We start from the raw sequence: 14,817 nt of genomic DNA on the forward strand, positions 1-14,817 counted from the left end.
ATGTATCGCTACGACAGCTATGACCAGTCCATCGTCGACGCCCGCGTCGATGAATTTCGCGACCAGGTGCAGCGCCGCCTGACCGGCGCGCTGACCGAGGATCAGTTCAAGCCGCTGCGGCTGATGAACGGCCTCTATCTCCAGCTTCACGCCTATATGCTGCGCGTCGCCATCCCTTATGGCACCCTGTCCGGCAAGCAGATGCGCAAGCTGGGCGAGATCGCGGCGAAGTACGACAAGGGCTATGGCCACTTCACCACGCGCCAGAACCTGCAATATAACTGGATCAAGCTGGCCGATGCGCCCGACATCCTCGCCGAACTGGCGACGGTGGAGATGCACGCGATCCAGACCAGCGGCAACTGCATCCGCAACATCAGTTCCGACCAATATGCCGGCGTTAGCGCCGACGAGGTGGCGGACCCCCGCCCCTGGGCCGAACTGCTGCGCCAATGGTCCAGCTTCCACCCGGAATTCACCTATCTGCCGCGCAAGTTCAAGATTTGCGTGATTGCCAGCGACGATGATCGCGCGGCGATGCGCCTGCACGATATCGGCCTGAAGCTGGTGTCGAAGGATGGCGTCATCGGCGCCGAAGTCTATGCTGGTGGCGGCATGGGCCGCACCCCGATGGTCGCGCCGCAGATCAGGGATTTCGTGGCCGAAGAGGAGATCGTCTCCTATCTCGAAGCCTGCCTGCGCGTCTATAATCGCTACGGTCGCCGCGACAACAAGTACAAGGCCCGGATCAAGATCCTGGTCCATGAGATCGGCGTCGAGGAATATAAGCGCCAGGTCGAGGAAGAGTTTGCGCATATGAAGCAACTCGGCCTTAACCCGCCGACCGAGGAACTGGACCGCATCCGCGCCTTCTTCGCCAACCCGGCCTATGAAACGGACCTGAGCGAAGAGATCGATCGTGCCGATCCGGCCTTCGCCCTGTGGGTCGACCGTCAGGTCGCGGCGCACAAGCAGCCCGGCTATGCGATCGTCAATATCAGCCTGAAGCCGCTGACCGGCATCCCCGGCGACGCGTCGGCGGAACAGATCGAACTGGTCGCGTCGCTGGCTGAGCAATATTCGCTCGACGAACTGCGCGTCACCCATGCGCAGAACCTGGTCCTGCCGCATGTGAAGAAGGCGGATCTCTACGCCATCTGGCAGAAGCTGGACGAAGCGGGTCTGGCCGAGGCTAATCTCGACCTCATCACCGACATCATCGCCTGTCCCGGCCTTGATTATTGCGCGCTGGCCAATGCCCGTTCGATCCCGCTGGCGCAGAAGATCGCGCAGCGCTTCGCCGACAATGCGCGTCAGACGGAACTGGGCGAGCTGAAGCTCAAGATTTCGGGCTGCATCAATGCCTGCGGCCACCATCATGCCGGCCATATCGGCATTTTGGGCGTCGACCGGAAGGGCGTGGAGAATTTCCAGCTGCTGCTCGGCGGATCGGGCGCGGAGGATGCGTCGCTCGGTCAGATCACCGGCCCCGGTTTCTCCGAAGACGGCGTGGTCGACGCGATCGAGAAGGTCACCGACATCTACCTCGCCGAACGCACCGACGGGGAGCGCTTCCTCGACACCTATCGCCGCATCGGCATGAAGCCCTTCAAGGAGGCGATCTATGGTTGAGTTCCTCTCCTTCCGCGACGGTGAAGCCGCACAGGAACCGGCCGTCACGGTCGAATCCTTCACCGGCCAGTCCAACGCCACCGCCGTCCGCATCGAGCCGGGCGAGGATGCGCGCGAATTGCTGCCGCATCTCGACCGCCTCTCTCTGGTCGAGGTGAACTTCCCCGCCTATGGCGACGGGCGCGGCTATTCCGCCGCGCGCATATTGCGGGAATCGGGCTATCAGGGCGAATTGCGCGCCGTGGGTGACGTGCTGGTCGACCAGATCAACGCCATGCGCCGCTGCGGCTTCGACAGTTTCCACCCCGCCAAAGCCCTGGATGACGCCGCCGTGGAGCGTGCGCTCACCCGCTATGCCGACGTCTATCAGAAGACGATCGATGGCCGTCAGCCCGTCTGGGCGAAACGGCATCCGGAGAAAATTGATGGCTGAACCTGCCCGCCAGATCGACATTATCGATGCCCGCCCCGTCTTTACCCAGGGGGATGCCGACGCGCTCAACGCGCGTTTCGAGGGTGTCGATACGCTGACCATGCTCAAGACCGTGTTCGCGGAAGGCCTCGCCGGCAATGTCGGCGTCGTCTCTTCCTTCGGCACGGAAAGCGCGGTGCTGCTCGATCTGGTGGCCAAGGCCGACAAGGCTATCCCGGTGATCTTCGTCGATACGCAGAAGATGTTCGCCGAGACGCTCAACTATCGCGACACGCTGGTCGCGCGGCTGGGTTTCACCAACAGCAGCGTGGTCGCGCCCGACGCTGCCGTGCTGGCCAAGAAGGACGAAACCGGCCTGCGCTGGTCCTATGATCCCGACGGCTGCTGCGAAATCCGCAAGGTCGAACCGATGAAGCGTGCCAAGGCGAGCCTGGACGCCTGGATTTCGGGCCGCAAGGCGTTCCAGTCGGTCACGCGCCAGAACCTGCCCCGCTTCGAGGTCGAGGACGGCCGGCTCAAGATCAATCCGCTCGGCGACTGGACCAAGACCGATCTGGAAGCCTATTTCGAAGCCGAACAACTGCCGCGTCACCCGCTGGAGGCGCAGGGCTATCTGTCGATCGGCTGCGAACCCTGCACGTCCAAGGTTCTGCCGGGCGAAGACCCGCGTGCCGGTCGCTGGCGCGGATGGGACAAGGTGGAATGCGGCATCCATTCGCCGGTAACGCCGATCCCCGTCATCGATCCGGAAGACCCGGCAAACCTGCCCGCCTTCTGATCGCACCGGGCGCCCTGCGGGGTGCCCATCCCCTATCTTATTGTAACATTGCGTAACAAGCGCGGGCGCGCGCTGGACCTGTCGTGTCAGCAGCGCAATACACTCCCCCCTTTCCAACGGGACTTAAGGGAGTCGCCCCATGGATCGTCGTCAATTCCTGCTTTCCTCGGGCGCGGTTGCGCTCGCCACCGCCACGCCCCGTGCCCTGGCCCAGGCGGCTGGCGCCGATGATGCGCGCCTGTCGGCCGCCTTCGCCACCGCCTTCGAGCGCCAGCTCGACCTGTCGCCCGCCATGGTCACCAGCCTCGGCCTCGACAAGGGCGCTCGCTCCGCCGCCAAGAGCCAGCTCGACGACAACAGCAAGTCCGGCACGATGAAGAAGCTGGCCGCCACCCAGGCCGCGATCAAGGAGTTCAAGGGTTATGAGGGCGCCGCCCTGTCGGATGCGCAGCGCCTCAACCTGGAGGTCATCCTCTATTCGCTCGACCAGCAGACGGTCGCCCCGGCAAAATTCGGCCTCAACAGCGTCCAGCGCCCCTATCGCATCTTCCAGCAGGGCGGCAGCTATTTCCAGATGCCTGATTTCCTCAACACCGCGCACACCATCAACACGGTCGGTGATTGCGAGGCCTATGTCGCCCGGCTCGATGCCTTTGCCCGCAACCTGCGGACCGATACCGCGCTGCAGCGGGACGAGGCCGCGCGCGGCTATCTCGCCCCCGGCTGGTCGCTCGACCTGACGCTCGGCCAGATGAAGAAGCTGCGCGGCCAGCCCGCCGCGACCAGCAGCCTGGTCCAGTCGCTGGCGAAGCGCGCCGCGGCCAAGGGCGTGACCGGCGACTGGCAGACGCAGGCCGCCGCGATCGTCGAAAAGTCGATCTATCCCGCGCTCGACGAACAGATCGCCGCGATCGAAGCGTTGAAGCCCAAGACCGCCGCCGGTGACGGCGTATGGCGCACCCCGCGCGGCGATGAAATCTACGCAGCGGCGCTCAAGCAGGCGACCACCACCGATCTTAGCGCCGACCAGATCCACGCCATGGGGCTGGAGCAGGTCGCCGACATCAGCGCCAAGCTGGACGTGATCCTGAACGGCGCCGGCTTTACCAAGGGCAGCGTCGGCGAAAAGCTGGCCGCGCTCAATGTCGACCCGGCCCAGCTTTATGCCGACAGCCCGGACGGCCGCGCCGCCTTGCTCGCCCAGCTCAACCGCGACCTCGACGCCATGAAGGTAAAGCTGCCCCAGGCGTTCACGACCATCCCCAATACCCCGCTCGAAATCCGCGCGGTGCCGGTCGAGATCCAGGACGGCGCCTCCAACGGCTATTATAATCGCGCTGCGCTCGACGGTTCGCGCCCGGCCATCTATTTCATCAACCTCAAGGATGTCGGCGACTGGCCGAAATATGGCCTGCCCGCCCTCACCTATCATGAAGGCGTGCCCGGCCATCACCTCCAGATCTCGACCGCGCAGACCGCCGGTGACGTGCCGATGCTGCGCAAGGTCGCCTTCATGAGCGCCTATAGCGAAGGCTGGGCGCTCTATGCCGAGCAACTGGCCGACGAACTGGGCGGCTATGCGACGCCGATCGACCGTGCCGGCTATCTCCAGTCCTTCCTGTTCCGCGCCGCCCGCCTGGTGGTCGACACCGGCATCCATTCCAAGCAGTGGGGCGTCAAGCAGGCGACCGATTACATGGTCGAGAAGACCGGCTTTGCCCGCCCCCGCTGCCAGCGCGAGGTCGAGCGCTACTGCACCCAGCCGGGCCAGGCGACCAGCTACAAGGTTGGCCATGGCAGCTGGACCAAGGCCCGCGAAAAGGCGCAGGCGCTGCTGGGCGACAAGTTCGATATCAAGCAGTTCCACGCCGTTCTTGAGGAAGGCGCGATGCCGCTGTCGATCCTGGAAAAGCGGATCGAGGATCGCGCCCGCGCCCTCGCGCAGGCCTGACAAAGGACAAGCGGGTCCGGCCTTCCCTCAAGGCCGGGCCCGTTGCATGATTACAAAATAACAAAGGGGTATCGCCATGCTTCGTGCCGCACAGATTTCCGCTGCCGCCCTGATGATCGTCGCGCTCGCCGCGCCGATCGCCGCCCAGACCGATCCGATGACCCCCGACAAGGTCGATGTCTATGATCCGGCCCGGCCACAGGCGGACTATGTGCGCAAGGAAGTGATGATCCCGATGCGCGACGGGGTGAAGCTGTTCACCGTCATCGTCATGCGCAAGGGCACCAGCCACGGCCCCATCCTGCTGACCCGCACCCCCTATGATGCCGGCAAGGCGACCAGCCGCAACCGCAGCCAGAGGATCGAGGAAATCCTGCCGGTCATGGACGCCGATTTCGTCAATGACGGCTATATCCGCGTCTATCAGGACGTGCGCGGCCTGCACGGGTCCGAGGGCGACTATGTCATGACCCGTCCGCTGCGTGGCCCGCTCAACAAAACCGACGTCGACAATAGCACCGACGCCTATGACACGATCGACTGGCTGGTGAAGAATGTGCCGGAAACCAACGGCAAGGTCGCCATCACCGGCTCCTCCTATCCCGGCTTCACCTCGCTGATGGCGTTGATCGATCCGCACCCTGCGCTGAAGGCCGCCGTGCCGCAGAGCCCGATGGTCGACGGCTGGATGGGCGACGACTGGTTCCACAATGGCGCCTTCCGCAATTTCGGTTTCGGCTACAGCCTGTCGCAGACCGCCAAGAAGGGCGGCGGCGCGATCCCGATGGGCAATGGCGACGAATATACCACGATGCTGAACGCCGGATCGGCCGGCGACTTCGCCCGCGCCTATGGCCTCGATGCCTTCCCCTCGGTCCGCAAGCTGCTCGAACATCCGGCCTATGACGCCTATTGGCAGGAACAGGCGGTCGACAAGCTGCTAGCCAAGCGCACCTTGACCGTGCCGACCATGCTGGTCGTGGGCCAGTGGGACCAGGAGGACAGCTATGGCGCGCCGGCGGTCTACAAGGCGCTGGAACCCCAGGACAAGAAGAATGACATGGTCAGCCTGGTGATCGGCCCGTGGCGCCATAGCGGCGTCAATTATGAGGGCCGGAGCCTGGGCGACCTCCAGTTCCAGGGCGATACCGGCCGCCAGTTCCGCGTCGGCACGATGAAACCGTTCCTCGACCATTATCTCAAGGATAATCCGCCCGCCGGCTACACCATGCCCGGATCGCTCAGCTACGCGACCGGCATCGACAAATGGGAAACTCGCGCCAAATGGCCGGGCGGCACGCCGACCCCGCTGTATCTCGGCGCCAGCTACAGCCTGTCCTGGGCCAAGCCGGCAGCGGCGGGCAGCGACTCCTATGTCTCCGATCCGGCCAAGCCGGTCCCCTATCTGCCTCGGCCAATCCATCAGGATCAGAATGAGGCCTGGCGCACCTGGCTGGTGAAGGACCAGCGTTTCGTCGATGGCCGCCCCGACGTGCTGACCTATGTGACGCCGGTGCTGGACAAGGACGTTCATATCGCCGGCCAACCGATGGTCGACCTGTTCGCCGCCACCTCAGGCACCGACAGCGACTGGGTGGTGAAGCTGATCGACCTCTATCCGGAAGAGAACACCGCCAATCCGGTGATGGCCGGCTATGAACTGCCGATCGGCATCGACATTTTCCGGGGCCGCTACGCCCATGGCTTCGACAAGCCGCAGGCGCTGACTCCGGGCAAGGCGGAAAATTACAAGTTCGGCCTTCCGAACGTGAACCATGTGTTCAAGCCGGGCCACCGCATCATGGTGCAGATCCAGTCCAGCCTGTTCCCGGTCTATGACCGCAACCCGCAGACCTATGTGCCGTCGATCTTCGACGCGAAGCCGGGCGACTACAAGCCGGCGACCCAGAGCGTGCAATATGGCGCGGCGGGTGCCAGCGCGATATGGTTGCCAATCGTCAAATAAGCGGATGGCAATGCGCCGCCGCGATCAAGGGAGGGCATGATGGCGGTTGAACTGAAGATCCTGGCCTGGGCCTGCGTCCTGCTACTGGTCCATATCTTCGCGGCGGCGCATCTCAAGACCAAGCAATATGGCCTGAAATGGAATACCGGGGCGCGGGACGAGAACCTGCCGCCGCTCGATCCCGTCGGCGGCCGGCTGGTCCGCGCCCAGGCCAATTTCCTGGAAACCTTCCCGATCGCGATCATCGTCCTGTTCGGCGTGGTCGTGGCCGGCCGCACCAGCGAATGGACGGCGATCGGTGGCTGGCTGTGGCTGGTGTCGCGCGCGCTCTACCTGCCGCTCTATGGCCTGGGCGTGCCAGTGGTCCGCTCGCTCGCCTATCTCGCCAGCATGATCGGCCTGTGCATCGTCTTCAAGGCGTTCGTCGCCGGCTGAACCGGGTGGCGGCGGACATGTCCGCCGCCATGCCTTCTTATTCGAGGTCCTCGAGGTAGGAACTGCCCTCGGCCAGATCCGAGAAGCGGGTGATCTTGGCGTCGAACTTCATGCGGATACGGCCGGTCGAACCGTGACGCTGCTTGGCGACGATCACTTCGGCGAGGCCATAGATGCGCTCCATCTCCTGCACCCATTCCTGATGCTCGGGACCTTCCTTGTTGCCCGGCTCCTTGGCGGCGACATAATAATCCTCGCGGAACACGAACCAGACCATGTCTGCGTCCTGCTCGATCGAGCCTGATTCGCGAAGGTCGGACAGCTGCGGGCGCTTGTCCTCACGCTGTTCCACCGCACGACTGAGCTGCGACAGCGCCAGAACGGGGACATGAAGTTCCTTCGCCAAGGTCTTCAAACCACGGGAAATTTCCGAAATTTCATTGACGCGGCTATCGCCCGCCTTGCCGCTGCCCTGCAGCAGCTGCAGATAGTCGACGACGATGAAGCCGACATCATGACGGCGCTTGAGGCGACGAGCGCGGGTCCGCAGCGCCGCGATCGTCAGGCCCGGCGTATCGTCGATGAACAGCGGCAGTTCCTGCAGGTCACGCGCGGCGCGCGACAGGTTCTGGAAGTCCGCCCGACTGATCTTGCCCATACGCAGCGCTTCGCCGCTAATGCCCGACTGTTCGGCCAGAACGCGGGTGGCGAGCTGGTCGGCGGACATTTCGAGGCTGAAGAAGGCGGTCTTGGCGCCCATATTCTTTTCCGGCGGGATGCCGTCGCTATGGTCGCGCAGCCAGCGCGACGCCGCATTATAGGCGATATTGGTCGCCAACGACGTCTTGCCCATGCCCGGACGACCGGCCAGGATCATCAAGTCGGAATTGTGCAGACCACCGATCTTCTCGTTGAGGCTGTTGATGCCGGTGGTGATACCCGACACATGGCCGCCGCTGTTGAGCGCACGTTCAGCCACCTGTACTGCCATGGTGGAGGCCGAAAGGAAGCTCTTGACCGACCCGCTCTCGCCTTCGCCTTCCGACACTTTGTAAAGCGCGACTTCGGCCAGCTCGATCTGCTCGCGCGGATTGACATCCTCGCTGGTATCCAGGGCATTATCAACCAGTTCTCGACCGACGTTCACAAGCTGACGAAGCAGGGCAAGGTCATAGATCTGGGTCGCAAAGTCGCGCGCACCCAGCAGCGCCGCGCCGCTGCCGGTGAGCTGCGCCAGATAGGCCGCGCCGCCCAGCTCCTTGAGCGCCGGATCCTGTTCCAGCATCGGCTTGAGCGTCACCGGATTGGCGATCATGTCGCGCTCGATCAGGCGCATCACCGCCTCATAGATACGGCCATGCAGCGGCTCGAAGAAATGTTCGGGCTTCAGCTTGAGCTGCACATCCTCCGCGATGCGGTTGTCAATCATCAGCGCGCCGAGCAGCGCAGCTTCCGCTTCGACGTTGCGCGGCAGTTCCAGCCCGCCCTCTTCGGGAGCGGCATTGAGTTTCACAAGTTCGACCATGGGCCCTCATCGCGCCACGACGCGGGTCGCGCAAGGGCGAAGGTTGAAACAACCGCATCTCCCCCGCCACAAGTCCCGCTTGCTTTTCGTGGCCCGCCGCCGCACTGACAGCAGACCCGCCATGGCCGATCCGCGCATCATAGACATCAAGCTCGACGAGCGCACCATCTTGTGGCGCAACGCGGATGTCGAGCAGGAACGGCGCATCGCCATCTTCGACCTGCTGGAGGATAATCATTTCGCGCCCGAGCGCGTCCATGCCGACGGCTATGCCGGCCCCTACAAGGTGGTGCTGCGGGTCGAGGAAGGGCGCCTGGTCATCGAGATCAATCGCGCGGACGACAGCCCGCTGGAGGCGATCATCCTGGGCCTGGGCCGTTTCCGCCGGCCGATCCGCGAATATTTCGCGATCTGCGACAGCTATTATCAGGCGATCAGCAATGCCTCGCCCGCGCAGATCGAAACCGTCGACATGGCCCGGCGGGGCATTCACAACGACGCAGCGGACATGCTGAAGGAGCGGCTGGAGGGGAAGATCGCGGTCGATTTCGACACTGCGCGCCGCCTGTTCACACTTATCTGCGTCCTGCACATCAAGGGGTAATATCATCGGGCGTTTGACTTTGGGGGGCTTGCTGGTCCGCTTGGGGGCGGTTCTGGCAATCATCATGGTGCTGGGTTCGGCACTGTGGATCTATGCACGCGGATGGGCTCCGAACCGTGACGAATATCCGACCCAGGGCGTATCGGTGACATCCGACAATGGCTTGGTCGAATGGGGCACGCTGGCCGCGCAGGGGGCCGACTTCGCCTATATTCGCGCGGCCAGGGGCGCCAGCCTGCGCGACCCGCTGTTCGCCGCCAACTGGCGCGGCGCACGCGGCGCGGGCATGCGCTATGGCGCGGCGCTCGACTATAGCCTGTGCGCCAAGGCCGTCGATCAGGCGACCCAGTTCATGACCACCGTGCCGCGCGACAATGCCGCCCTGCCCCCGGTCATCCGGCTGGGGTTCGATCCGTCCTGCGCCACGCGCCCCGGCCGCGACCAGGTGCTGTCGGAACTCAACACGCTGGTCAATCTGGTCGAAAGCCATGCCGGCAAGCCCGCCCTGCTCAACATCAGCGCCGATTTTGACGCCCAATATGACATTGCCAGCGGCATCAACCGGACCTTGTGGGTCGACGGCAATTTCTTCGCGCCCGATTATGCCAAACGGCCCTGGGTGATGTGGACAGCCAGCGACATGCGGCATATCGACGGCGTCGACGGACCGATCAGATGGGATGTGGTAGCGCCATGAGTGCAGAAGACAAGAATATCGCCGCGCTGGTCGCGGCAGCACGCGGCGCGCTGGCCCATGCCCATGCGCCCTACAGCCGCTTTGCCGTGGGCGCCGCCGTGCGCCTGACCGATGGCAGCATCGTCACCGGCAGCAATTTCGAAAATGCGAGCTATGGCCTGTCGCTGTGCGCCGAAACGGTCGCGCTGGCGACCGTCAACGCGCAGGGCCGCCTGGCCGATGTCACCGAGATCGCGGTCGTCGGCGGCGGCATGGCGGCGGACGGCAGCGTCGGCGGCGAGGCGATCGTCAGTCCCTGTGGCCGATGCCGCCAGGTCATCAACGAGGCCGAACAGATGGCCGGCCGCACCCTGGCCATCTATTGCGTCGCGCCCGAAGGCAACGGCCTGGTCGAACATCGCGTTGCCGACCTGCTGCCCCACGCCTTCGGCCCGGCCGACCTTGGCATCACCCCTGCACAGAAGAGCTGACAGACCCATGTCCATCCTTTCCGACCGCTGGATCCGCAAGCAGGCCCAGTCGAACCGCATGATCGAGCCGTTCGTGGAGAATCAGCGCCGCGACGGCTGCATCAGCTATGGCCTGTCCTCCTATGGCTATGACGCGCGCGTCGCCGACGAGTTCAAGATCTTCACCAATGTCGACAGCGCCGTGGTCGATCCCAAGGATTTCGCCGCCAACAGCTTCGTCGACCGCAAGACCGACGTCTGCATCATCCCGCCCAACAGCTTCGCCCTTGCCCGCACGGTCGAATATTTCCGCGTGCCGCGCGACGTGCTGGTGATCTGCCTTGGCAAATCCACCTATGCCCGCTGCGGCATCATCGTGAACGTCACGCCGCTGGAGCCGGGCTGGGAAGGCCATGTGACGCTGGAATTTTCCAATACCACGCCGCTGCCCGCCAAGATCTATGCCAATGAAGGCGCCTGCCAGTTCCTGTTCCTGCAGGGCAACGAGCCTTGCGAGGTCAGCTATGCCGACCGGGCCGGAAAATATATGGGACAGCAGGGCGTGACATTGCCGCGCCTGTGACGCTGTGGCAGCATCGCGGGCCATGAAGCGCACATGGCCCTCCCGATGCTGAGATTTCTGCGCCGATCCGACGACCAGGACGGGCTGCCTCCCAGTGTGGGGGATGACTGGCGCGTCTATGCGATCGGCGACATTCATGGTCGGCTCGACCTGCTCGACCATCTGCTCGGCATGCTCGCCGCCGACGATGCGCTGCGGCCTGGAAAGCGCCGGTGCCTCATCCTGCTCGGCGACCTGATTGATCGCGGGCCACATTCGGCCCAGGTGATCGAACGGGTCCGGGCACTGCACGGATCGGGCGGCGATATCCGGCTGCTCAAGGGCAATCATGAAGAGATTTTCGTCATGGCCGCGCGCGGCGATCAGGGCGCGGTCGGCTTCTTCCGGCGCATCGGCGGCATGGAAACGCTCGCCAGCTACGGCCTGCCGCTTTCGCTGAGTGCCGACATGGATGATGGGGCGATCGCCCACTGGATGCTGAACCATATTCCGCGCGCGGATGTCGACTTCCTCGACAGTTTCGTCGATCATCTGACGGTCGGCGACTATCTGTTCGTCCATGCCGGCATCCGCCCCAGGGTGCCGATCGCCGAGCAGCGTCCGTCGGACCTGCGCTGGATACGCGGCGACTTCCTCAACCATGGCGGACGGCATGACAAGATGGTCGTCCATGGCCATAGCATCACGCTGGAGGTCGAAAATCTGGCCAATCGCATCGGCATCGATACCGGGGCCTATTATTCCGGCCGGCTGACCGCCATCGGCCTGGAGGGCGCGGATCGCTGGTTCCTTCAGACCGGCGAGACCTGAGCCCTTCCAGAGCAACTGCCATGGCCTGGCGCTTTTGTTGCCGGTCCATGGCGGATCGCCCGCCATATTTCGTTCCCATGACCAACGGCAAAAAATGCCGATCAGCAGGGGACATATCATGCAGAAACGCCATGTTCTGGCGGGGCTTTCGCTCGCCACATGCCTTGTTGCGCCGACCCAACTGCTTGCCGCCCCTGCGCCGGACACCAGCCTGTCGCAGCGGCACAAATTCTCCATTCCATCGCAGCCCCTGAGCGGCGCGCTGCGGGCGCTGTCGGCGCAGGCCGGCATACGCATCCTGTTCCCCTATGACGAAGTCGCCAATATCCGCAGCCGCCGGGTCGAAGGATGGCTGAGCACCGACGATGCGCTCAGCCAGTTGCTGGCCGGCACCGAATTGCGCCGATCCCCGGCCGGCGCCGGCGTCATCGCCCTTATCACCCCGCCCAACCGCAGCGCGGTGCGCCGCCGCCCGCTGGCGATCCAGTTCGCGCAGGCGAGCGGCACCGCCACGCTCGATGGCCTCGCCATGGCGCCTGCGCCGGAGCCGGCAGCCGAATCCGCGCCCATCATCGTCACCGGCACCCGCCAGACGACCCGCACCGTCGCCGAAAGCCTGGCGCCGATCGACGTGCTGGGCGAAAAGGATCTGGAAGCGAGCGGCAAGCAGTCGGTGCGCGACCTGCTGGGCACGCTGGTGCCGTCGATCAACGTGTCGAACAACGGCGCGGGCGCCAGCTGGGCGGTGCGCACTTTGTCGCTGCGCGGCCTGGGCGGCGACCAGTTGCTGGTGCTGGTCAATGGCAAGCGACGGCACAATACCGCCACCCTGTTCATCAACGGGTCGGTCCAGAATGGCCAGTCGCCGCCCGACCTGGACCTGATCCCCGGCAATGCGATCCAGCGGATCGAGGTGCTGCGCGACGGCGCGTCGGCGCAATATGGGTCGGATGCGATCGCCGGCGTCGTCAACATCATCCTGAAGAACGACACGCAGGGCGGCGCGGCGCTGACCATGGGCAGCACCGCCGACAATGGCGGCTGGCAGGGCCGCTGGCAGATCGACAAGGGTTTCGCGATCGGGCCGGACGGCGGCTATATCCACCTGTCGGGCGAAGGCGTGCTGCAGGACAATACGGTGGTGAACAGCAGCCCGATCACCAGCAATCCCTTCTACCCCACCGGCGACGCGCGCAATGCCGACCCGGACCGCATCCGCGCCAGATATGGCCAGCCGCAGGTGATCGGCGGCAATGCCAGCTATGACGCGATGATGCCGGTCGGCGGCGACATGGAGCTGTACAGCTTCGGCACCTACTCCAAGCGGCATGCGGCCGGCTGGCTGACCTATCGCAATCCGGCGGCGCTCAACAATATCCTGGAGATCTATCCCGAGGGCTATATCCCGCGCATCCACGTCTATGACGAGGATTTTCAGGTCGCCGGCGGCCTGCGTGGCGAGATTGGCGGCGGCATCCATGTCGACCTGTCGACCAGCTATGCGCAGGACGAGGTCAAATATGCGCAGACCACATCGCTCAATCCCTCCATGGGGCCGGCCAGCCCGACCCATTTCTATCTGGGCAAGATCCGCTTCGACGAATGGACCAGCAATCTCGACTTCAGCAAGGAACTGGACATCGGCCTTGCCGGGCCACTGTCGGTCGCGGTCGGCGCCGAATATAAGAAGAACAAGTTCCTGATCGGTCCGGGCGACCCGGAATCCTATATCGATGGCGGCTATGTCTCGCCGGCCGGCAGCTGGTTCGCGGGGGCGACGCGGACCGGAGTCGGGTCGCAGGGCGTCACCGGCTTCCTGCCCGAAGGATCGGGCAGCTGGAGCCGCGACAACTGGAGCGCCTATATCAATCTGGAAGGCCAGATCGTCGAGGGGCTGGAGTTCGGCCTGGCCGGGCGGCACGAGGATTATTCCGACTTCGGCACCACCGATACCGGCAAGGCGTCGCTGCGCATCGAGCCGTTTCGCGGCTTTGCCATTCGCGGCACCGCCAGCACCGGCTTTCGCGCGCCGACGCTGCAGCAACAACATTATGCCTCCTCCTCCACGATCAACGTCACCGTCAACGGCGTGAACCAGCTGCTGCCGGTGCAGGCGCTGCCGGTCGATGGCGTCGCCGCGCGGGCGCTGGGGGCGCAGCCGCTGAAGCCGGAAAAGTCGACCAACTTTTCCGCCGGTATCGTCCTGACCCCGGCGCCCAATTTCAACGTCACGGTCGATGCCTATCAGATCAAGGTCAGGGACCGTATCCTGCTGTCCGAAACGCTGAGCGGCCCGGTGGTCATGAACGCGCTGGCGGCAGCGGGCATCCAGGGCATTGCCGGCGGCCTCATCTTCTCCAACGCGGCCGACACGCGCACCCGCGGCCTCGACATCGTCAGCACCTATCGGGCGGGGCTGGGCGACCTTGGCACCGCGACGATCAGCCTGTCGGCCAATTTCAACAAGACCATCTTCACCCATATCGACCCGGTCCCCGACGAGATCGCCGCATCCGGGCTGGTGCTGATCGGCCGGGCCAAGCAGGGCGACCTTTCCGAAGGCACGCCGCGCGACAAGCTGATCGGCAACATCCTGTGGGAAAAGGGCGATTTCAACCTGAACCTGCGCGCCACCCGCTATGGCAAAATCTATCAGCGGGCGAGCGCCGCCGTCTATCATACCGAGGATTTCCAAAGCTGCACCGCCAACAGCCCCGGCTGCCTTTATGATTATGTCGACGAGAAGCTGAGCCCCAAGACGATCCTCGATCTCGAACTGGGCTACCGGTTGGCGAAGGGCGTCAAGCTGTCGGTCGGCGCCAATAATCTGCTCAACACCTATCCCAACAAATTGAAGCCCGTGAACCGGACGGCGGGCAGCCTCTACAATGCCTATGCCCCCTATGGGATCAGCGGCGGTTTCTATTATGGCCGGCTGAACCTGGAATTCTGAC

The 14,817-nt window shown here is 64.3% G+C and carries 13 protein-coding genes; 12 read left to right on the forward strand and 1 reads right to left on the reverse strand.

Annotation, left to right across the window (positions count from 1 at the left end; genetic code table 11):
* From ACI6S0_RS09620 to ACI6S0_RS09645, 6 genes are all read left to right on the forward strand, one after another.
* On the forward strand, positions 1–1,632 hold the full coding sequence (locus ACI6S0_RS09620) for a nitrite/sulfite reductase (RefSeq protein ID WP_434405662.1): 1,632 nt from the start codon (positions 1–3) through the stop codon (positions 1,630–1,632).
* The gene (locus ACI6S0_RS09625) at positions 1,625–2,065 is read left to right on the forward strand and encodes a DUF934 domain-containing protein (RefSeq protein ID WP_004212223.1); all 441 of its coding nucleotides are present in this window, start codon (positions 1,625–1,627) and stop codon (positions 2,063–2,065) included. Before ACI6S0_RS09620 ends, ACI6S0_RS09625 begins: the two co-directional genes overlap by 8 nt.
* Positions 2,058–2,843, forward strand: a complete 786-nt coding sequence (locus tag ACI6S0_RS09630; protein ID WP_004212222.1) for a phosphoadenylyl-sulfate reductase — start codon at positions 2,058–2,060, stop codon at positions 2,841–2,843. Before ACI6S0_RS09625 ends, ACI6S0_RS09630 begins: the two co-directional genes overlap by 8 nt.
* A gap of 139 nt (positions 2,844–2,982) precedes the next feature.
* A complete protein-coding gene (locus ACI6S0_RS09635; protein ID WP_434405663.1) occupies positions 2,983–4,794 on the forward strand; it encodes a DUF885 domain-containing protein in 1,812 nt (603 codons plus the stop codon).
* Positions 4,795–4,870: 76 nt separating this feature from the next.
* Positions 4,871–6,760: a CocE/NonD family hydrolase gene (locus ACI6S0_RS09640; protein ID WP_434405664.1), complete on the forward strand. Its 1,890-nt coding sequence runs from the start codon at positions 4,871–4,873 to the stop codon at positions 6,758–6,760.
* A 39-nt stretch (positions 6,761–6,799) separates the two neighbouring features.
* Positions 6,800–7,195 carry an MAPEG family protein gene (locus ACI6S0_RS09645; protein ID WP_004212218.1) on the forward strand — a complete coding sequence of 132 codons (396 nt, stop codon included), beginning with the start codon at positions 6,800–6,802 and terminating at the stop codon, positions 7,193–7,195.
* Between the two features lie 37 nt (positions 7,196–7,232).
* Here ACI6S0_RS09645 and ACI6S0_RS09650 read toward each other — a convergent pair whose 3' ends face one another.
* On the reverse strand, positions 7,233–8,720 hold the full coding sequence (locus tag ACI6S0_RS09650) for a replicative DNA helicase (protein ID WP_037520904.1): 1,488 nt from the start codon (positions 8,718–8,720) through the stop codon (positions 7,233–7,235).
* A gap of 121 nt (positions 8,721–8,841) precedes the next feature.
* Between ACI6S0_RS09650 and ACI6S0_RS09655 the strand changes: the two genes are divergently transcribed.
* The 6 genes from ACI6S0_RS09655 to ACI6S0_RS09680 all read left to right on the forward strand — a co-directional run bounded on the left by ACI6S0_RS09655 (position 8,842) and on the right by ACI6S0_RS09680 (position 14,816).
* The gene (locus ACI6S0_RS09655; RefSeq protein WP_010339983.1) at positions 8,842–9,324 is read left to right on the forward strand and encodes a UPF0262 family protein; all 483 of its coding nucleotides are present in this window, start codon (positions 8,842–8,844) and stop codon (positions 9,322–9,324) included.
* Positions 9,325–9,388: 64 nt separating this feature from the next.
* On the forward strand, positions 9,389–10,021 hold the full coding sequence (locus tag ACI6S0_RS09660; protein WP_434405665.1) for a GH25 family lysozyme: 633 nt from the start codon (positions 9,389–9,391) through the stop codon (positions 10,019–10,021).
* Positions 10,018–10,491, forward strand: coding sequence for a cytidine deaminase (locus tag ACI6S0_RS09665; RefSeq protein WP_434405666.1), 474 nt, complete (start codon positions 10,018–10,020; stop codon positions 10,489–10,491). Before ACI6S0_RS09660 ends, ACI6S0_RS09665 begins: the two co-directional genes overlap by 4 nt.
* A 7-nt stretch (positions 10,492–10,498) precedes the next feature.
* The gene (dcd, locus tag ACI6S0_RS09670; protein WP_004212213.1) at positions 10,499–11,053 is read left to right on the forward strand and encodes a dCTP deaminase; all 555 of its coding nucleotides are present in this window, start codon (positions 10,499–10,501) and stop codon (positions 11,051–11,053) included.
* A 33-nt stretch (positions 11,054–11,086) separates the two neighbouring features.
* Positions 11,087–11,863: a metallophosphoesterase family protein gene (locus tag ACI6S0_RS09675; protein ID WP_434405667.1), complete on the forward strand. Its 777-nt coding sequence runs from the start codon at positions 11,087–11,089 to the stop codon at positions 11,861–11,863.
* 118 nt (positions 11,864–11,981) lie between these two features.
* On the forward strand, positions 11,982–14,816 hold the full coding sequence (locus tag ACI6S0_RS09680; RefSeq protein WP_434405668.1) for a TonB-dependent receptor plug domain-containing protein: 2,835 nt from the start codon (positions 11,982–11,984) through the stop codon (positions 14,814–14,816).
* Position 14,817: the final 1 nt, after the last annotated feature.

It is taken from the genome of Sphingobium sp. DN12 (assembly GCF_051058005.1).
Taxonomy (GTDB): Bacteria; Pseudomonadota; Alphaproteobacteria; order Sphingomonadales; family Sphingomonadaceae; genus Sphingobium; species Sphingobium yanoikuyae.